Genomic DNA, 16,203 nt, shown 5'->3' on the forward strand with positions numbered 1-16,203 from the left:
GCAGCGCTGTCATGTCTATTTGTCGGCCCGGGGCGCTCGGTTGATCGGCAGGGCGCTGGTGCCGCCGCCGTGGCCGTCCCGCTCGCAGGCGTCGGACCGTCCTGTTTCGACGACGGTGCTACGTTCACGCCATCGCCGCCTCACCAGCCAGGAGCCGACCGTGAAGAGGTACGTGGGCCTGTTGGGCGTCATCGTGGCGACGGCGGGCCTCGCCGTCGTCGGCACCCTTGGCGGCGCGTACCTGGCCGACCGCACCGCGACCCGGCAGGCCGGCCCCACCGGCGGTACCGACCGCCCGTCGACCGGATCCGGGCCCGCCGACCCCGGCCCGTCGGCGTCGTCGGGCCGGCCGGAGTCGCCGGGCGCGTCGGCGTCGCCGAGCGAGGCGCAGCCCACGCCCCGGACGTACCGGCTCGACCGGCCGATCTACGAACAGGCGTCGCTGAGCGTCACGCTGGTCAGCGCCGAGACCAGCGGCGGGAAGCTGCGGCTGAACATCACGTACCGCAACGACTCGCGGGTCGCGTGGCCGGTGAGCTGCCCCGACGTCGACGTCGACCTGGTCTCCTCACACATCGCCCTGTCGGACGGTCGGACCGTGCGTCCCGAGCGGACCTGGTGCGCCACGACGCGGGCCGGCCAGTCCTTCAGCATCGGGCCGGGCGAGCAGATCAACAGCTGGGCCGTCTACCCGGTGGCTCCGGCGCCCCCGTCGTCCTTCGAGCTGAGCTGGTACGACTTCCCCACCCTCGACGTCCGGCTCGGGTGACCGCCCCGACGCCGCGGTCGCGTGTCGTAGCCGTCGCCTAGCCTCCGCGCGTGCCCCACGTCGAGCATCCCGGGCCGCCCTTCCGCGAGCTGCCCGAGCGCCCCGCGCCGCTTCCGCCCGCTGCCTGGCGCCAGATCATCGCCGAGCCCGACGCGGTGGCCGGGCACCTCGCCCGCGCGGCGGTCGCCGAGGCGGGCGTGGTCGCCCGCGACTGGGTCGCCGGGGAACGGGCGAAGTACCCGGCGGCCCCTCCGGTCACCATGGCCTACGGGGCGCAGACCCACCTTCGCCACCAGCTGCTCTACACCGGGCCGGTGCGGGTGCGCTCGGCGCTCACCCCCGCCGACGCCGTCACCGCGTGGTCGGAGCTGGCGTGGTACCAGGCGGTGCTCGTGCTGCACGTCGCCGCGGCACTCGGGGCGGACCCGCAGGACCCGGGACGGGCACGGGACCTGCTGACGCTGTGGCGGGTGCGCGGCACCGTGCCGTCCGAGGTGGACGCCCCGGCGCCCACGGAGGACCGCCTGCGCGAGGTCACGCCGGGGCTGGCGGTGACGCTGGGCCGGCTGACCGGCCGACGCCGGAAAGACGTCGCCGAATTCGTGCCGGACCCCAGCTGGGGGTACGTCGCCAACGACGACGCCCGCACGCTGCGGCCGCTGGCCAACCGGGCGGTCCGGCTGTACCGCGCGGCCCCCTCCCAGCCGCTGCCGTCGAGCCCCGGCCCGTGACCGGTTGCATCATCACTCTCCTCGCCTCCGGTCCTGAGGTCATCGCCGAGCCCGCGTTGTCGTGGAGCGACTTCCACCCTATGTAGACATCCGCCTTAGGGGCTATGTAGAGTTCCGAGAATGGGAGTGAGGATCACGGTGCCGGTGGCCAAGGTGCTTGCCGTGCTGCTCAGTGAGCCGGACGGTGAGCACTACGGGTTGCGATTGATGCAGCAGACGGGGGTGGCCAGCGGCACGCTCTACCCGGTCCTTGCCCGGCTTCAGGACGCGGGCTGGCTCACCGCCCGGTGGGAAGACGAAGACCCGGCCGAGGCGGGCCGGCCAGTCCGGCGCTACTACCAACTCACAGCCGAAGGCATCACCCGGGCCCAGGCCGTGCTGGCCGAGTTGCGCGCCACCACCACGGTCGCGGACACCACCGCGTCAGCCCAGGCGAGGCCAGCGTGGTGACCGCGGCAAGGGCAGTGGCGCACTGGTTGCTACGCCTCGCTGCGCGACGATGGCCGACAGACCAACGCGCCGAGCTGATGCGCGAATGGTCCGCCGAGATCAGCACGATCGCCCGGGACGCGACCACCGGGCCCGTCGCCCGCCAATGGCACATGCTCACCTTCAGCGGAAGTCTCGCCGTCACGCCGGGTGTCGCGCAGTACGCGCCGTTCGGCGCGAAGAGGATCGTCACCGTCGTGGCCGCGTTGTCGGCGTACCTGCTCGGCCTCAGCCTGCTCCAGCATGGCTGGTACGGGGTCTATCAGACCCAAGGGGAAGGAGAGCGGCCGATCATCGACGACGCCAGCCTTGCCGCTCGACTTGTTGTCGGCGCAGTCGCACTGGCCCCCGTCGTCGTGGCCGCGCTCGCCGGGTGGCTGGTCGGCCGCCGGTCTGCGTCGACGGTACGGCCGATGTCGTTGGGCCTGTGTCTGATCGCCGTGGTCGCCGCATGGGTGGGCGTCGGCTTCGTGCTCGACGCCGTGGGTGGCGAATACGCGGTGCCCACCATGGGGTACCACTTCGGTAGCCAGCCGTACGGCATGGTGGCGAGTTGGGTCTTCTGGCTGCTCTGCTTCGCGGCCGTCGCCGGGTTGCTGCGCGGAGCCGTCCGCCATCGAATGGCCCGGGGGCTCCTTGCCGCGGTGACGATTGCCGCGGTGGCGGTCACTGCCGGCACATTCGTGCAGTTCGACTCGTCCACCGCTCCCCGGATCGAGGCGTGGAAGTGGTTCGCCCAGTGGTTGGTGCCGCCGAACCCGTTCGAAACCGCTGTCGACGAGGGGGCGGACAGCTTCCACTCCGCCCGCGGCCTGGTGTACTTCGTCAGCTCCTACCCGCACGTCCTGCTCGCGGTTGCCGCGTTCGGCGTGGCATTCCTCCTGGCCGCGAAGCCGCCGTCGACACACTCCGCTTGCATGAGTGGAACAGCACGAATTAGTTGAGAGTTGGAACTGCGGAAGGCGAGCCGCGGAAATTGGCGGCAGGCTCGACAGCCCCGATACCTGGGACGCCAATCCCAGGTATCGGGGCCGTCTGCCTTCCCCGGCGGGCTGGAGGCTGGCCGAAGTGGTGCGGCTACGGCTGCTGGATGGAGGGATCGGGTGCGGGGCGCGTACGAACGTGAACAGGCGACTTTCACGTTCAACCGCGATGAGGTCGGCCGCCTGGCGGCCATCTTGGCGGAGGCGACTACTGGTTCACCCCGCGCCAAGTCCTTCTAACGCCAGGATCGCCGTGGACCGGCGGCCCGAACTGACGCGGGTGCCTTTTGACTCGGTAGGTTGTCGATCATGACGGACGTACGGCTGGAGCCGATGGCCGAGGATCAGTACAAGCCGTGGCGGGCCGAGGCCGAGGCGCACTACGCGCAGAGCGTCGCCGCGTTGGGCCAGTCGGCGCAGGAGGCGGCCCGCGACGCCGCCGACACCTACGCGCAGCTGCTTCCCGACGAGTTCGCCACCCCTGACCACCATTTCTGGTACGCCTACGACGGCGACCGCCGGGTCGGTTTCCTCTGGGTCAAAGTCACCCGCGACACCGCGTTCGTCTACAACGTCGCCGTCGAACCCGACGTACGCCGTCAGGGCTACGGCCGCGCGATCATGCTGGCCGCCGAGCGCTGGTGCCGCGACAACGCGCTGACCAGAATCGGCCTGCGCGTCTTCGCCCACAACACCGGCGCCCGGGCCCTCTACGAGCAGTTGGGCTTCACCGAGACCGCCCGCAACATGGCCAAGGACCTGTGACCGCGATCCGCTCGACCGCCCGGCTTCTCGACCTCCTGCGACCCGTCGGAGGTGCTGATTCTCGGTAGTGGACTCGTGTAGCTCCGAGGCCGCGTCGTACTCCTCAAGCCCATCTCTGCGCCCGCACGACCTGCGGCACGCCTGCGCCACGTTCCTGCTCGCATCGGGTGCGTCGCCCCGGGCGGTGATGAAGGTGATCGGTCACAGCCAGATAGGGTTGACGGTGAACACCTACGACCACCTCCTGCCGGAGATCGAGCGGGCCGCCGTCGACGAAGCCGCCAAACGCCTCTTCGAATGACTTGGCTGTACGAATGGCCGTACGGAGGGCGTGATGATCGTTCCAGCGGGAAGCGGGAAGCGGGAAGCCGCCGAACTGGTGCGATGGTGGTGCGCCCGGCAGGATTCGAACCTGCGGCCTTGGGATTAGAAGTCCCCTGCTCTATCCGCTGAGCTACGGGCGCGCGCGTACGTGTCGCGCGTGAAGGGTACCGCCGACCACGGGGTGGCCGGTGGAACGGGTGGTCGCGTCCCACGTCGTCGATCAGGGTCGCACGCGTCCCCGGCGGAGGTCACCCGGGTTCCGCCGTCGGCGCGGCCCGGCGACTGGTGGGTCGTACCCTCGGCTGGTGCTGCTTGACCCGGACACCGAGAACGACGTCGCCTACGAGCTGTGCCAGCTCCTCGGCCGCGCCATCCTGCCCATCCGCCGGACCGACGCCGGGGCGGCGGACGGTGGCCGGGACGAGGGCACGGCGTTCTTCTTCACCGGGCGGGGGCGGGAGTACCTGCTGACCGCCGACGCCCTCACCCACGCTGCGTCCGGGGAGATCGGGCTGCGGGCGAGCGTGACCGAGCCGGCCGGAGTGTCGGCGGACGCCGTGGCCCTGCCGGACTACGCCGCGCGGTGGCACCATCGCGGGGACCTCGGCGTCGCGGTCATGCCCACCGGCGGCCTGCACGAGCACGCCGACGGCGAAGGCTGGCGGTGGCGTACCCAGCAGGTGCCGGACGGGATCGCGGCCGACGCGGACGCGATCGCCCGGATCGGCGCGGAGCCGGGCTCGGCCATCGTGCTCGCCCACGGGGCCGGCGCGGACGGCGCCCGGCCGCTGGAGGTGGCGATCGAGCGGGTGGCGCGCGTGGGCGACGCCGTCCGGATCACCGCGGAGCTGCCGTTCGGCTACGTCGGCGCGCCGGTGTTCGGTGTCCAGGCCGGCGACGGTGAGATGGGGCTGCGGTGCCTGGGGCTCGTCCTGCCGGCCCGCGACGGCGGTCACCCGCTGGCCACCTTCGACCGCATCCGCGAGGCCGTCACCGCCGTGTGAGGCCGTCGCCGCCGCGTGAGGCCGCGTCGGCGCAGTCCTGGCCGGGCACCGGCCTGGAACTGCGCGCCGGCTGAGCCGCCCTGCGCGGGCACGGGCCTGGAACTGGGCGTTGGCTGACCCGCCCCGCGCGGGCACGGGCCTGGAAATGGGTGCCGGCTCAGCCGCCCTGCGCGGGCGCGCCCGCCGGGTCGGCCTCGGCCGCCGGGTCGGTCTCGTCCGCGGGCCGCCGGCTCGCCGGTGGCCGATCCCCGTCGCGGACCGTCGGCCCGGCGTCGAAGAACGCGTCGGCCCAGCGCCCGACCTCCGCGAAGACCTTCTCGCGTACGGCGGGGCCGGAGAGCGTGAGGTCGTGCATGCCGCCGTCGAAGCGTGCCACGGTGACGTGCCGGCCGAGGCGGGGCGCCCAGCGGACCATGTGCTCGACGTCGAGGACGGCGTCGGCGAGCGCCGCCGACTCGTGCCACTTCGTGCCCTTGAACGAGCGGGTCGAGCAGGCGAGCAGCACCGGCACCCGGATGTCCAGCCCGGCGCGGAGCTGCCGCTGGGCGGTGCGGATGGCGTTCAGCCAACCGGCCCGGACGGGGAACCCGGCGAGCGGCTTCCACGCCAGGTCGTAGTTCCACTCGCCGTGGTGGTCGGCGTGGATGGTCTGGCTGTAGACGGTGCCCAGCCCGAACGGCAGGACGCGGCGCGGCGCGCGGCGGCCCAGCGGGGCGACGACGGCGGCGAGTGGCCGGCGTACCGCCCAGGGGGCGTTGATGTCGAAGAAGGGGCTGTTCAGGAAGAGCCCGTCGATGATCCCGGCGTCGCGGCGGGCGTGCGCCCAGAGCGGCATGATCAGGCCGCCGGTGGAGTGGCCCATCGCGAGCAGGGTGTCGTGCCCGTCGTCCTCGCGGATGATCGTCGCGGCGGCGTCCAGCTCGGGGAAGTAGTCGCTGACGTCGCGGCAGAAGTTCGGGGTCTGGTGGGGCAGCAGGCTGCGGCCGTGCTTGCGCAGGTCGACGGCGTAGAAGTCCCACCCCCGCTCGGCGAAGAAGTGGCCGAGGTGGGCCTGGAAGAAGTAGTCGGTGAAGCCGTGCGTGTAGAGCACGGCCCGCCTGGTCGGGCGGTCGGCCCGGCGACGGACCAGGGTGGCGACCACCGGCCCCTCGTCGTCGGTGCCCAGGTCGATCGTCTGCCGCTCGTACGGCGGGCCCAGCACGTCCGGTTCCACGAACGCGACGGTACGCCGGGAAGCTACCGGGCGGTAGCCCCGCCGTGCCGGCCCCGCCCGCCCGCACCCGCGGGCGGGGCCTCGGGCGTACGCCTCAGACCGTCTCGACCTCGGCGCGGGCCGGATCGGTGTCCGGGTCGCGCCCGGTCCCGGTCTCGGCGCCCGGCTGGCCGACGTCCCGCAGGTGCTTGTTGTGGCGCGGCTCCTGCTTGGTCTTCGCGTCGTTGAGCCGTCGCCGCAGGTCGTCCCGGACGTCGTTGAGCGCGGCGTGCAGGTCCTCCTCGGCGGAGGTGGTGACGATCTTCTGCCGGCCGGCGATCCAGCACTCCAGCGTGACCTTCTGGCCCTTCGCCTCCCGGTTCTTCACCGACACCTCCAGCTCGGTGGCGTCGGCGTGGAACCCGGCCAGCCGGGCGTCCAGCGTGGCGAACTGCTCCGCGATCCAGTTCCGGTCGCCCTGGGAGAACCCGGCGCCGACCCGCAGGCACTCGGCGACGGTGGCCGGGTTGGCGACGGCGCTCATCGCCGCACCTGGCCGGAGACGAAGGCGATTGCGGTGGTGGTCATCTTCATGATCGCTGACCCTCTCGTTCGTCGTGCTGTCGGCGGTGCGGTTGATCGAATCCATACCCCGCCGCCTTCCGTCCGGAACGTGATCTCTCCGGCGCCCCGATCATCAGCCGGACGCCGTGACCGCCCCCAGGGCCGCTCGGCCCTAGCACACCGGGACCTTGATCAGGTCCTTGTCCACAGGCGGTCCGGCTGTCCACAGGCCGGCGGGCGGCGGTGGCGCCGGTCGTGCCCGACGGCCCAGGCTCGATACCGAGTCGACTCGCGATGGCAAGCCCGATCTCCCCCTGGAGGGACGATGTTCGACACCTACGTCACGATCGTGGGCAACGTTTTGACGGCCCCGGAGTGGCGCCGCACCACCCAGAGCAACACCCTGGTGGCCAACTTCAAGGTCGCCTCCACCGCCCGCCGGCTCGACCGCGACAGCGGGCGCTGGGTCGACGGCAACAGCCTGCGCGTCCGCGTCAACTGCTGGCGCAAGCTCGCCGAGGGGGTGGCCGCCTCGGTGATGGTCGGCGACCCGGTGGTGGTCTGCGGGCGGCTCTACACCCGCGACTGGACCGACGACGCCGGCAACCACCGCACCCTCTACGAGCTGGAGGCGGTCGCCGTCGGTCACGACCTGTCCCGGGGCCGGGGCCGGTTCGTGCGCAACCGGCCGGGCATGACGACCAGCACCGTCGAGGACGCGGAGGCCGAGCACCGGGTGCACGGCGAGGCGACCGAGCCGGTGCCGGACGAGGACGCCCCCGCCCTGCCCGACGGCCGGCTGCTCGACGAGGAGTTCGAGCTGCCGGACTTCGCCGCGCCCTCGGCCAGCCGTGGCCTGCCGGCCGACGCCACCTTCGACGGCTCGCTCGACCCGTTCGACGACCCGGCGGACGGCAGCCGCGAGGAATCTGACGGCCCCGCGCCGGAGGCCGGCGACCCGACGCCGGTGCCCGAGGAGTCCGACGCGCCAGCGGGCCCGGGCCCCGAGGAGACCGACGCGGGCGTCGCGCCGAACGGGCGCGGCCGACGGGGTCGGGGGCGGGTGCCGCAGCCGGCGTGACCGGCCCGGGCCTGGGCGACACGACGGGGGCGGGGTGACGCCGGCCGCGCGCCGTCGTCACCCCGCGTGTCGCCCGCGCCCCGCCGCCGACCTCGGCCGGCGTCACTGGGTGTGTTCCCTCCCCGCAGCGGATGGGAGCGGCCCGTGGCGGCCGGGCGACTCCTGCCAGCGGACCTGGCCCTTGTCGGCGGTCTTGTCGGCGTGGCCTGGCCCCTGTCGCCGGGTCTTGTCGGCGTGGGCTTGGCCGTTGTCGGCGGGCTTGGCGGTGTTGCCTGACCCTTGTCGCCGGGTCTTGTCGGCGTGGCCTCGGCCGTTGCCGGCGGTCTTGTCGGCGGGGCCCGGCCCTGTTGCCGGGTCTTGCCGGCAGATGCGGCCCCTGTCGGCGGGCCTCCCGGTCGCTGGCCCGCGCGGACCGGTCGCTCCCGCCCGAGGGCGGAAAGGCGCTCGGCTAGGCTGGCCGGCCGGAGGTGATGGCGGGTGCGACAGGCGACGCCGGTGGCGACCGCGGCGGGACTGGTCGCGGGGTACGCACTCGACGCGCTCCTCGGCGACCCCCGCCGCTACCACCCCGTGGCCGGGTTCGGCCGCGCTGCCGGAGCCCTGGAGCGGCGGATCTACCGGCCGGACAGGGCCGCCGGCACGGCGTTCGCCGCGCTGGCGGTCGGCGCGCCGGTGCTGCTCGGCGTGGCCGCGACGGTTGCCACCCGGAACCGGCCGGTGGCGCGGGCGGCGCTGGTCGCCGCCGGGACCTGGACGGTGTTGGGCGGACGCACCCTCCGGCACGAGGCCACCGTGATGGGGCGGGCCCTGCGCGAGGGCGACCTGCTGGCGGCCCGGCAGCGGCTCGGTCACCTCTGCGGCCGGGACCCGTCGGCGCTCGACGAGCCCGAGCTGGCCCGCGCGACCGTGGAGTCGGTCGCCGAGAACACCTCGGACGCCGTCGTCGCCCCGCTGGTCTGGGGCGCGGTCGCGGGCCTGCCCGGCCTCCTCGGCTACCGGGCGGCGAACACCCTCGACGCGATGGTGGGGCACCGCTCGCCCCGCTACGCGCGGTTCGGCACGCCGGCCGCACGCCTCGACGACCTGCTCAACCTGCTGCCCGCGCGGCTGACCGGGCTGCTCACCATCGCCGTCGCGCCGACCGCCCACGGTGACCGGGAGCGTGCCTGGCGGGTGTGGCGCCGGGACCGCAACGACCACCCCAGCCCGAACGCCGGGCAGTGCGAGGCCGCGATGGCCGGTGCCCTCGGCGTACGGCTCGGCGGGCGCAACGTCTACTTCGGCCGTTCGGAGGTGCGCCCGTTTCTCGGCGACGGCCCCCGGCCCGAGGCTCGGCACCTCAAGCGGGCCGCCCGGATCTCGGGCGCGGTCGGGCTGGCCGCGCTCGGCCTGGCGGCCGCCTACCCGCTGACCGTCGGTCGCCTGGTGACCGCCGTCGGCCGCCGCGCCCTCGACCGGGGCGCTGTGGTGCGGCGCGCGCTGCGGCAGCCCGCCGCTGGGCAGGGCATCCTCGGGCGCGACGGAAACGGAAGCGCCGCCGGCCGGCTGCTCAGCGCCGCCGGTCCGCTGGTGGGCGCCGCCGGCTCACTGGTGGGCGCCGGTCGGCGTGCCGCGGTGACGGCGGGGCGGGGGATCGGCCGGTGAGCGGCGGGCTGCTGGTCGCCGGCACGACCTCCGACGCCGGCAAGAGCGTGCTCACCGCCGGCATCTGCCGGTGGTTGCACCGCCGGGGCGTGAAGGTGGCGCCGTTCAAGGCCCAGAACATGTCCAACAACTCGGCCGTCGTCGTCGGCGCGGACGGCCGGGGCGGCGAGATCGGCCGGGCCCAGGCGATGCAGGCGGCGGCCTGCGGGCTCGCCCCCGACCTGCGGTTCAACCCCGTCCTGCTCAAGCCGGGCAGCGACCTGGCCAGCCAGGTGGTGCTGCTCGGCGAGGCCGTCGACACGGTCACCGCCGGCAACTTCCGTCAACTGCGGCCCCGCCTCGCCGAGACGGCGTACGCGGCGCTCGCCGAGCTGCGGGAGGCGTACGACGTGGTGATCTGCGAGGGGGCGGGCAGCCCGGCGGAGATCAACCTGCGGGCCGGCGACTACGTCAACATGGGCCTGGCCCGGCACGCCCACCTGCCCACGATCGTGGTCGGTGACATCGACCGGGGCGGGGTGTTCGCCTCGATGTTCGGCACCGTCGCCCTGCTGGACCCGGCCGACCAGGCGCTGATCGCCGGGTTCGTGATCAACAAGTTCCGGGGCGACCTCGGGCTCCTCCAGCCGGGGCTGGACATGCTGCACCGGGTGACCGGGCGGCCCACGTACGGGGTGCTGCCCTGGGCGCTCGACCTTTGGCTCGACGCCGAGGACTCGCTCGCGTACGGCCGGGTGCTCGGCCGGCCGGCCGCTCCGCGCGGCACCGACTGGCTGGACGTCGCCGTGGTCCGGCTGCCCCGGATCAGCAACGCCACCGACGTGGAGGCGCTCGCCACCGAGCCCGGCGTACGGGTGCGGCTGACCGTCGAGCCGGCCGAACTGGCCGCCGCCGACCTGATCGTCCTGCCCGGCTCGAAGTCGACGGTGGCGGACCTGGGCTGGCTGCGGGAGACCGGGCTCGCCGACGCAGTGCTGGCGCACGCGGCGGCGGGCAGGCCGCTGCTCGGCATCTGCGGCGGCTTCCAGATGTTGGCCCGGGCCATCCACGATCCGGTGGAGAGCCGGCAGGGGAGCGTGCCGGGGCTGGGCCTGCTGCCGATCGAGGTCACCTTCGACCCCCGCAAGACCGTCCGGCAGTCGGTCGGGACCGCCGGCGGCGACGTCCCGGTCCGTGGCTACGAGATCCACCACGGCTACGTCTCGCATGCCGATCCCACGCTGACCCCGCTGCTGACCTGCGCTGACGGCAGCGGCGAGGGCGCGGTGGTGGGCACCGTGCACGGCACCCACTGGCACGGGGCCTTCGAGTCCGACGAATTCCGCCGCCGGTTCCTGACCGAGGTGGCCCGGCTGGCCGGCCGGTCCGGCTTCCGGGTCGCGCCGGACACGTCGTTCGCCGCCGCCCGCGAGCGCTCCCTGGATTTGCTCGGCGACCTGGTCGAGGAGCACCTGGACACCGACGCCCTCTGGCGCCTCGTCGAGTCCGGCCCGCCGGCCGACCTCCCCTTCATCCCACCCGGCGCCCCACCAACCCCCTGACCCCGCCCGCCCGCGCACCGCGCATCCCGGGCACTGCCGCTGTGCGTTGATCAAGAGGTTTGCGTCCCGGAGCGGGCTGTGTGGGACGCAAACCTCTTGGTCAACCGCGCTTGGCGCCGGACGCCGGGCGGTCCTGCGTCGGGGCGCCGGGCGGTCCTGTGTCGGGGCGCCGGGCGGTCCTGCGTCGGGGCGCCGGCGCCGGGGCGCCGGGCGGTCCTGCGCCGGGCGTCGTGCGGCCCTGCGCCGGGGCGCCGGGCGGTCCTGTGGGACGGATCGGGCCGCGTCAGTAGCGGATGTCGGCGGGGCGGTCGGACATGGGCAGCCCCGCCTCACGCCATGCCTGCACGCCCCCGATCATGTCGGTCGCGCGGTGCAGCCCGAGCGCCCGCAGGCTCGCCACCGCGAGGCTGGAGCTGTAGCCGTGCCGGCACACCACGACGATCCGCCGGTCGTAGCCGGTGGCCTCGGGGATTCGCCAGGCGCTGGCCGGGTCCAGCCGCCATTCCAGCACCGTCCGGTCGATCACGATGGCACCCGGGAGGTCGCCCTGCTCCCGGCGCTGCACGTCGGTGCGGGTGTCGACCAGCAACGCACCGGTGCGGACCGCCTCGACGGTCTGGTGCGGGGTCAGCCGGCGCACTCCGGCGCGGGCCTGTTCCAACAGGGCGTCGACGCCCGGACTCATCACGCTGTGGGACACCAGCCGATCATCCCGCCCGCTCCGCGGCGCCGCCGACCGAACGCCCCGGCCAGCCCGACGACCGCTCGTTCGGGCGACCCCCGATCGGTGTGCCCGCACGGCGGCCGCCCCGACGCCCCGCCGGAGCCGGCCCGCGCGCCGCCCCGACGCCCCGCCGGAGCCGGCCCACGCGCCGTCCGTTCCGCTCGCCCGTCGTCGGCCCGCTCCGGGCCTCCCGCTACCGTCGGCCACGTGGCGGTGGCGGTGGTCGAGGCGTACGACCGGTTGGCGCGGCGGGTGCTCGCCGGGCCGGCGCGGTTGGGGCGGACCCGGCTGGTGGTGGTGGACGGGCCGAGCGGCGCGGGCAAGAGCGTCTTCGCGGCGCGGCTCGCGGACGCCCTCGCCGGCCTGCCCGGCGCCGGGCGGCCGCCCGTGGTGCACACCGACGACCTGCTCGACGGGTGGGACGACCAGCTCACCTTCTGGCCCCGGCTCGAAGATTGCGTGCTGGCGCCGCTGCGCGCCGGTCGGCCGGGGGCGTACCGCCGGTACAGCTGGGTCCGCCGGGCCTTCCTGCCCCGTCCGGTGCCGGTGCCGGTCGCGCCGGTGCTGGTGGTGGAGGGGGTCAGCGCGGCGCGGGCGGCAACCGCGGCCGAGCGTACCCTCGCCGTCTTCGTCACCGCCCCGGCGCCGCTGCGGCTCACCCGGGCCGTGCGGCGGGACGGTTCCGGGATCCTGCCGGAGCTGCGCCGCTGGCATCTCGGGGAGCGGGCGCACTTCGCGGCGGACCGCACCGAGGCCCGGGCCGACCTCGTGGTCGACGGCGCGCCGAGCCTGCCGCACGACGCCGCCCGCTACTACGTGCGGCGGCCCTGACCAGGGTTGCCACGGCCGCGCCCGCCACTACACGCGGCGGCCCTGACCAGGGTTGCGGCGGACTGCCCGCTACTACGGGCGGCGGCCCTGGTTGCCGTGGCCTCGGGCGCTGCGACCGGTAAGGCCGGCATACGATGCCGGTCATGACCACACCGATCATGTCCGAGTCCGAGGTCCGGGCCGCCGTCGAGCGGGAGCTGCCCGGCGTCCGTGCCGACCTGGAACGCCTCGTCCGCATCCCCGGCATCGCGTTCGAGGGCTTCGACCACTCGCACGTGGAGCGCTCCGCCGAGGCGGTGGCCGAGCTGCTGCGCGGCTGCGACCTCGACGTCAAGATCGTGCGCTCCGGCGGCCAGCCGGCGGTCATCGGGAAGAAGCCCGCCCCGCCCGGTGCGCCGACGGTGCTGCTCTACGCCCACCACGACGTGCAGCCGGTCGGCGACCTGTCGCTGTGGGAGTCGGACCCGTTCGAGCCCGTGGAGCGGGACGGCCGGCTCTACGGCCGAGGCGCCGCCGACGACAAGGCCGGCATCATGGCGCACGTCGCGGCGCTGCGCGCGTTCGGCGACGCGCTGCCGGTGGGCGTGGTCCTCTTCATCGAGGGCGAGGAGGAGTACGGCTCCGACTCGCTGGAGCGGCTGCTCGCCGAGCACCGCGACGAGATCGCGTCGGACGTCATCGTCATCGCCGACTCCGGCAACTGGGACGTCGGCGTGCCGGCGCTGACCACCTCGCTGCGCGGCATCGTCAACTGCTTCGTCGAGGTCCGCACCCTCGACCACGCCGTGCACAGCGGCATGTTCGGCGGCGCGGTGCCGGACGCGCTGACCGCGCTGGTGCGGCTGCTGGCGACCCTGCACACCGACGCCGGCGACGTCGCCGTCGACGGCCTGATCGGCCGGGAGGGCGCGACCGTCGACTACCCGGAGGGCCGGTTCCGGGCCGAGGCCGGGCTGGCCGAGGGCGTGCAGTTCATCGGCACCGGGCGGATCACCGACCGGCTCTGGACCAAGCCGGCCCTGGCGGTGCTCGGCATCGACGCGCCGGCCACCGGCGAGGCGCCGAACGCCCTGGTGCCGGCCGCGAAGGCCAAGCTCAGCGTCCGGCTGGCGCCGGGTGACGACCCCGACCGGGCGTACGCGGCCCTGCGCGCCCACCTGCAGAAGCACGCCCCCTGGGGCGCGCAGGTGACCGTCACCTTCGAGCACGACGGCAATCCGTGCGTCATCGACGCGTCCGGCCCGATGTTCGACGCCGCCCGTTCGGCGTTCCGGACCGCCTGGGACGGCACCGACCCGGTGGACATCGGCGTCGGCGGCTCCATCCCGTTCATCGCCACCTTCCAGGAGATGTTCCCGCAGGCGGCGATCCTGGTGACCGGCGTCGAGGACCCGCACGCCCGGGCGCACGGCCCGAACGAGAGCCTGCACCTCGGCGAGTTCGCCCGGGTCTGCCTGGCCGAGGCGCTGCTGCTGAAGAAGGTCGCCGAGGCGGGCGCCTACGGGCGTTAGGTGTCGGAACCGTAACTTCCGGGTCGATGTGGGAGTTTGCGGTGTGTCGGGCGGGGGCTTGTTATAGCCTTTCGAACATGCGTACGAACGAGGTGATGAGCCGGCTCGAAGCCGCCGTCAGCGCTCTGGGGGACGTCGATGTCTCCGCGTGGCCTGAGGACACGCTGAAGGAACAGCTCGGTGAGCTCTCCGCGGCCCTGGTCGCGCTCGACACGGTGCTCTCCCGGGTCGCCGACGAGATCCGCGCCCGCGGGCTCCGCATCGAGGAGCCCGTCTCCGCCTGACCCCGCCCGGCCCGCGTGACGTCCGGCCGCGTTCGCGGTCGGTGCGGCGGCGGCGCTCTGGGCGTTGTGCCCGACCTGCGTACGGGCGTGACGGCCCGGGCACGGCAATGCCCGGGTGGTGTCGGGGGTGGCTGGCAGGATGGACCCGTGCGGTTCCTCGACCTGGCAGCCACCTCCGCCGCCGTCGGCGCCACCCGGGCCCGGCGGGCCAAGGTGGAGCTGCTCGCCGAGGCGCTGCGGTCGCTCGACCCTGACGAGGTTCCGGCCGGCTCGGGGTGGCTGGCCGGCGAGCTGCGCCAGCGGCAGACCGGGGTGGGCTGGGCGAGCCTGCGTGACCTGCCGCCCCCGGCGGTCGAGCCGACCCTGACCGTGGCCGCCGTCGACGCGGCCATCGACGAGATCGCGGCGGTGCGCGGGCCGGGCTCGCAGGCCCGCCGCCGGGCGCTGCTCGGCGCGCTCTACGCCGCCGCCACCGCCGACGAGCAGCGGCTGCTGACCGGCCTGTTCAGCGGCGAGCTGCGGCAGGGCGCCCAGGCGGGGCTGCTCGCCGACGCGGTGGCCCGGGCGGCCGACGTGCCGGTCGCCGCCGTACGCCGGGCTCTGCTGCTCGCCGGCGACCTGCGGGCGGTCGCGGTCGCCGCGCTCGACGGCGGCGCGCCGGCGCTGGCCGCCTTCGGCCTCCAGGTCGGCCGCCCGCTGGCGCCGATGCTGGCCCAGAGCGCGCCCTCGGTCGACGAGGCGCTCGCGGCCACCGGCACGCCCGCCGTGGTCGACGTCAAGCTCGACGGCATCCGGATCCAGGTGCACCGTTCCGGCCACGACATCGCCGTCTTCACCCGCAGCCTCGACGACATCACCGCCCGGGTGCCCGAGGTGGTCGCCGCCGTGCGGGCGCTGCCCGCCCGCGAGCTGGTGCTCGACGGCGAGGCGATCGGGCTCGACGCGACGGGCCGCCCGCTGCCCTTCCAGGAGACGTCGAGCCGCGCGGCGCGGCGCACCACGCCGAGCACCACCGGCCGGGCCCCGGTCGCCCCGGCCGTGCTCGCCGCCGCCGAGTCCACCGGCGAGACGGTGCTGACGCCGTACTTCTTCGACCTGCTGCACGTCGACGGCGACGACCTGATCGACCTGCCCGGCCGGGAGCGCTGGGCCGCGCTCGCCGCCGCGGTCGACTCCCCGCTGCTGGTCGGCCGGATGGAGGTCGACGGCCCGGAGCGGGCCGGCGAGGCGTTCGCCGCCGCGATCGACGCCGGCCAGGAGGGGGTCGTGGTGAAGGCGCCCGACGCTCCCTACGACGCCGGCCGCCGGGGCGCCGCCTGGATCAAGGTGAAGCCCCGGCACACCCTCGACCTGGTGGTGCTCGCGGTGGAGTGGGGCAGCGGCCGGCGCCAGGGCTGGCTGAGTAACCTGCACCTCGGCGCGCGGGACCCGCGCACCGGTGACTTCGTCATGCTCGGCAAGACGTTCAAGGGCCTCACCGACGAGGTGCTGCGCTGGCAGACCGAGCGCTTCCTCTCCCTCGCCGTCGAGCGCGGCGACTGGGTGGTGCGGGTCCGCCCCGAGCAGGTGGTCGAGATCGCCTTCGACGGGGTGCAGAGCAGCTCCCGCTACCCGGGCGGGGTGGCGCTGCGCTTCGCCCGGGTGGTGCGCTACCGCGACGACAAGACGGCCGCCGAGGCCGACACCATCGACGCCGTACGCGCCATCCACGCGGGCCGGGCCACCGGCTGACCGCCCGGCGGGGTGCGCCGGGCGGCGCGAGCCGA

16 protein-coding genes, 1 tRNA gene and 1 pseudogene are annotated in these 16,203 nt (G+C 74.6%); 14 read left to right on the top strand and 4 right to left on the bottom strand.

All coding sequences use genetic code 11. The features are described 5' to 3' along the window. The first annotated feature begins 160 nt into the window (after positions 1 to 160). The 6 genes from ACFY23_RS28395 to ACFY23_RS28420 all read left to right on the top strand — a co-directional run bounded on the left by ACFY23_RS28395 (position 161) and on the right by ACFY23_RS28420 (position 4,038). The gene (locus ACFY23_RS28395) at positions 161 to 769 is read left to right on the top strand and encodes a hypothetical protein (RefSeq protein WP_350686490.1); all 609 of its coding nucleotides are present in this window, start codon (positions 161 to 163) and stop codon (positions 767 to 769) included. A 50-nt stretch (positions 770 to 819) separates the two neighbouring features. Next, complete coding sequence (locus ACFY23_RS28400; RefSeq protein WP_350686492.1) at positions 820 to 1,500, top strand: hypothetical protein; 681 nt, start codon at positions 820 to 822, stop codon at positions 1,498 to 1,500. 120 nt (positions 1,501 to 1,620) lie between these two features. Then, positions 1,621 to 1,950 carry a PadR family transcriptional regulator gene (locus tag ACFY23_RS28405; RefSeq protein ID WP_350686494.1) on the top strand — a complete coding sequence of 110 codons (330 nt, stop codon included), beginning with the start codon at positions 1,621 to 1,623 and terminating at the stop codon, positions 1,948 to 1,950. Then, positions 1,944 to 2,933: a hypothetical protein gene (locus ACFY23_RS28410; protein ID WP_350819596.1), complete on the top strand. Its 990-nt coding sequence runs from the start codon at positions 1,944 to 1,946 to the stop codon at positions 2,931 to 2,933. Before ACFY23_RS28405 ends, ACFY23_RS28410 begins: the two co-directional genes overlap by 7 nt. A 348-nt stretch (positions 2,934 to 3,281) precedes the next feature. Then, positions 3,282 to 3,737 (top strand): GNAT family N-acetyltransferase, encoded by a 456-nt coding sequence (locus tag ACFY23_RS28415; RefSeq protein ID WP_350686497.1) that lies wholly within the window; start codon positions 3,282 to 3,284, stop codon positions 3,735 to 3,737. A 67-nt stretch (positions 3,738 to 3,804) separates the two neighbouring features. Then, positions 3,805 to 4,038, top strand: a complete 234-nt coding sequence (locus tag ACFY23_RS28420; RefSeq protein WP_350686499.1) for a tyrosine-type recombinase/integrase — start codon at positions 3,805 to 3,807, stop codon at positions 4,036 to 4,038. Between the two features lie 87 nt (positions 4,039 to 4,125). Here ACFY23_RS28420 and ACFY23_RS28425 read toward each other — a convergent pair. Beyond that, positions 4,126 to 4,201: transfer RNA gene (locus ACFY23_RS28425), tRNA-Arg, on the bottom strand. 165 nt (positions 4,202 to 4,366) lie between these two features. On the opposite strand from ACFY23_RS28425, the gene ACFY23_RS28430 reads away from it, so the two are divergent. Further along, on the top strand, positions 4,367 to 5,065 hold the full coding sequence (locus tag ACFY23_RS28430; RefSeq protein WP_350686501.1) for a hypothetical protein: 699 nt from the start codon (positions 4,367 to 4,369) through the stop codon (positions 5,063 to 5,065). 157 nt (positions 5,066 to 5,222) lie between these two features. Here ACFY23_RS28430 and ACFY23_RS28435 read toward each other — a convergent pair whose 3' ends face one another. Both ACFY23_RS28435 and ACFY23_RS28440 read right to left on the bottom strand, forming a co-directional pair. Continuing rightward, positions 5,223 to 6,278: an alpha/beta hydrolase gene (locus tag ACFY23_RS28435; protein ID WP_350819597.1), complete on the bottom strand. Its 1,056-nt coding sequence runs from the start codon at positions 6,276 to 6,278 to the stop codon at positions 5,223 to 5,225. A gap of 94 nt (positions 6,279 to 6,372) precedes the next feature. Next, a complete protein-coding gene (locus ACFY23_RS28440; RefSeq protein WP_350687403.1) occupies positions 6,373 to 6,801 on the bottom strand; it encodes an HPF/RaiA family ribosome-associated protein in 429 nt (142 codons plus the stop codon). Positions 6,802 to 7,146: 345 nt separating this feature from the next. On the opposite strand from ACFY23_RS28440, the gene ACFY23_RS28445 reads away from it, so the two are divergent. The 3 genes and pseudogenes from ACFY23_RS28445 to ACFY23_RS28455 all read left to right on the top strand — a co-directional run bounded on the left by ACFY23_RS28445 (position 7,147) and on the right by ACFY23_RS28455 (position 11,087). Beyond that, positions 7,147 to 7,902 (top strand): single-stranded DNA-binding protein, encoded by a 756-nt coding sequence (locus ACFY23_RS28445; protein ID WP_350819599.1) that lies wholly within the window; start codon positions 7,147 to 7,149, stop codon positions 7,900 to 7,902. 477 nt (positions 7,903 to 8,379) lie between these two features. Beyond that, a pseudogene (locus ACFY23_RS28450) lies at positions 8,380 to 9,387 on the top strand (cobalamin biosynthesis protein); the annotation flags it as partial. Positions 9,388 to 9,542: 155 nt separating this feature from the next. Continuing rightward, a complete protein-coding gene (locus ACFY23_RS28455; RefSeq protein WP_350686126.1) occupies positions 9,543 to 11,087 on the top strand; it encodes a cobyric acid synthase in 1,545 nt (514 codons plus the stop codon). Positions 11,088 to 11,370: 283 nt separating this feature from the next. On the opposite strand, the gene ACFY23_RS28460 is transcribed toward ACFY23_RS28455, so the two are convergent. Next, positions 11,371 to 11,772 carry a rhodanese-like domain-containing protein gene (locus ACFY23_RS28460; protein WP_350686130.1) on the bottom strand — a complete coding sequence of 134 codons (402 nt, stop codon included), beginning with the start codon at positions 11,770 to 11,772 and terminating at the stop codon, positions 11,371 to 11,373. A gap of 246 nt (positions 11,773 to 12,018) precedes the next feature. On the opposite strand from ACFY23_RS28460, the gene ACFY23_RS28465 reads away from it, so the two are divergent. The 4 genes from ACFY23_RS28465 to ACFY23_RS28480 all read left to right on the top strand — a co-directional run bounded on the left by ACFY23_RS28465 (position 12,019) and on the right by ACFY23_RS28480 (position 16,168). Further along, positions 12,019 to 12,642, top strand: a complete 624-nt coding sequence (locus ACFY23_RS28465) for a uridine kinase (RefSeq protein WP_387038807.1) — start codon at positions 12,019 to 12,021, stop codon at positions 12,640 to 12,642. A 158-nt stretch (positions 12,643 to 12,800) separates the two neighbouring features. Further along, positions 12,801 to 14,153 carry a dipeptidase gene (locus tag ACFY23_RS28470; RefSeq protein WP_350686128.1) on the top strand — a complete coding sequence of 451 codons (1,353 nt, stop codon included), beginning with the start codon at positions 12,801 to 12,803 and terminating at the stop codon, positions 14,151 to 14,153. 77 nt (positions 14,154 to 14,230) lie between these two features. Next, on the top strand, positions 14,231 to 14,437 hold the full coding sequence (locus ACFY23_RS28475) for a hypothetical protein (protein ID WP_350686124.1): 207 nt from the start codon (positions 14,231 to 14,233) through the stop codon (positions 14,435 to 14,437). A 147-nt stretch (positions 14,438 to 14,584) separates the two neighbouring features. Next, entirely contained in the window at positions 14,585 to 16,168 is a 1,584-nt protein-coding gene (locus ACFY23_RS28480) for an ATP-dependent DNA ligase (protein ID WP_350686123.1), read from the top strand. Positions 16,169 to 16,203 lie beyond the last annotated feature (35 nt).

It is taken from the genome of Micromonospora sp. NPDC000121, assembly GCF_042899165.1.
GTDB lineage: Bacteria > Actinomycetota > Actinomycetes > Mycobacteriales > Micromonosporaceae > Micromonospora.

Coding starts and splice junctions, on each gene's coding strand:
- ACFY23_RS28475 (WP_350686124.1), top strand. CDS start 14,231: ATGCGTACGAACGAGGTGATGAGCCGGCTCGAAGCCGCCGTCAGCGCT.
- ACFY23_RS28415 (WP_350686497.1), top strand. CDS start 3,282: ATGACGGACGTACGGCTGGAGCCGATGGCCGAGGATCAGTACAAGCCG.
- ACFY23_RS28440 (WP_350687403.1), bottom strand. CDS start 6,801: ATGAGCGCCGTCGCCAACCCGGCCACCGTCGCCGAGTGCCTGCGGGTC.
- ACFY23_RS28460 (WP_350686130.1), bottom strand. CDS start 11,772: ATGAGTCCGGGCGTCGACGCCCTGTTGGAACAGGCCCGCGCCGGAGTG.
- ACFY23_RS28405 (WP_350686494.1), top strand. CDS start 1,621: ATGGGAGTGAGGATCACGGTGCCGGTGGCCAAGGTGCTTGCCGTGCTG.
- ACFY23_RS28470 (WP_350686128.1), top strand. CDS start 12,801: ATGTCCGAGTCCGAGGTCCGGGCCGCCGTCGAGCGGGAGCTGCCCGGC.
- ACFY23_RS28445 (WP_350819599.1), top strand. CDS start 7,147: ATGTTCGACACCTACGTCACGATCGTGGGCAACGTTTTGACGGCCCCG.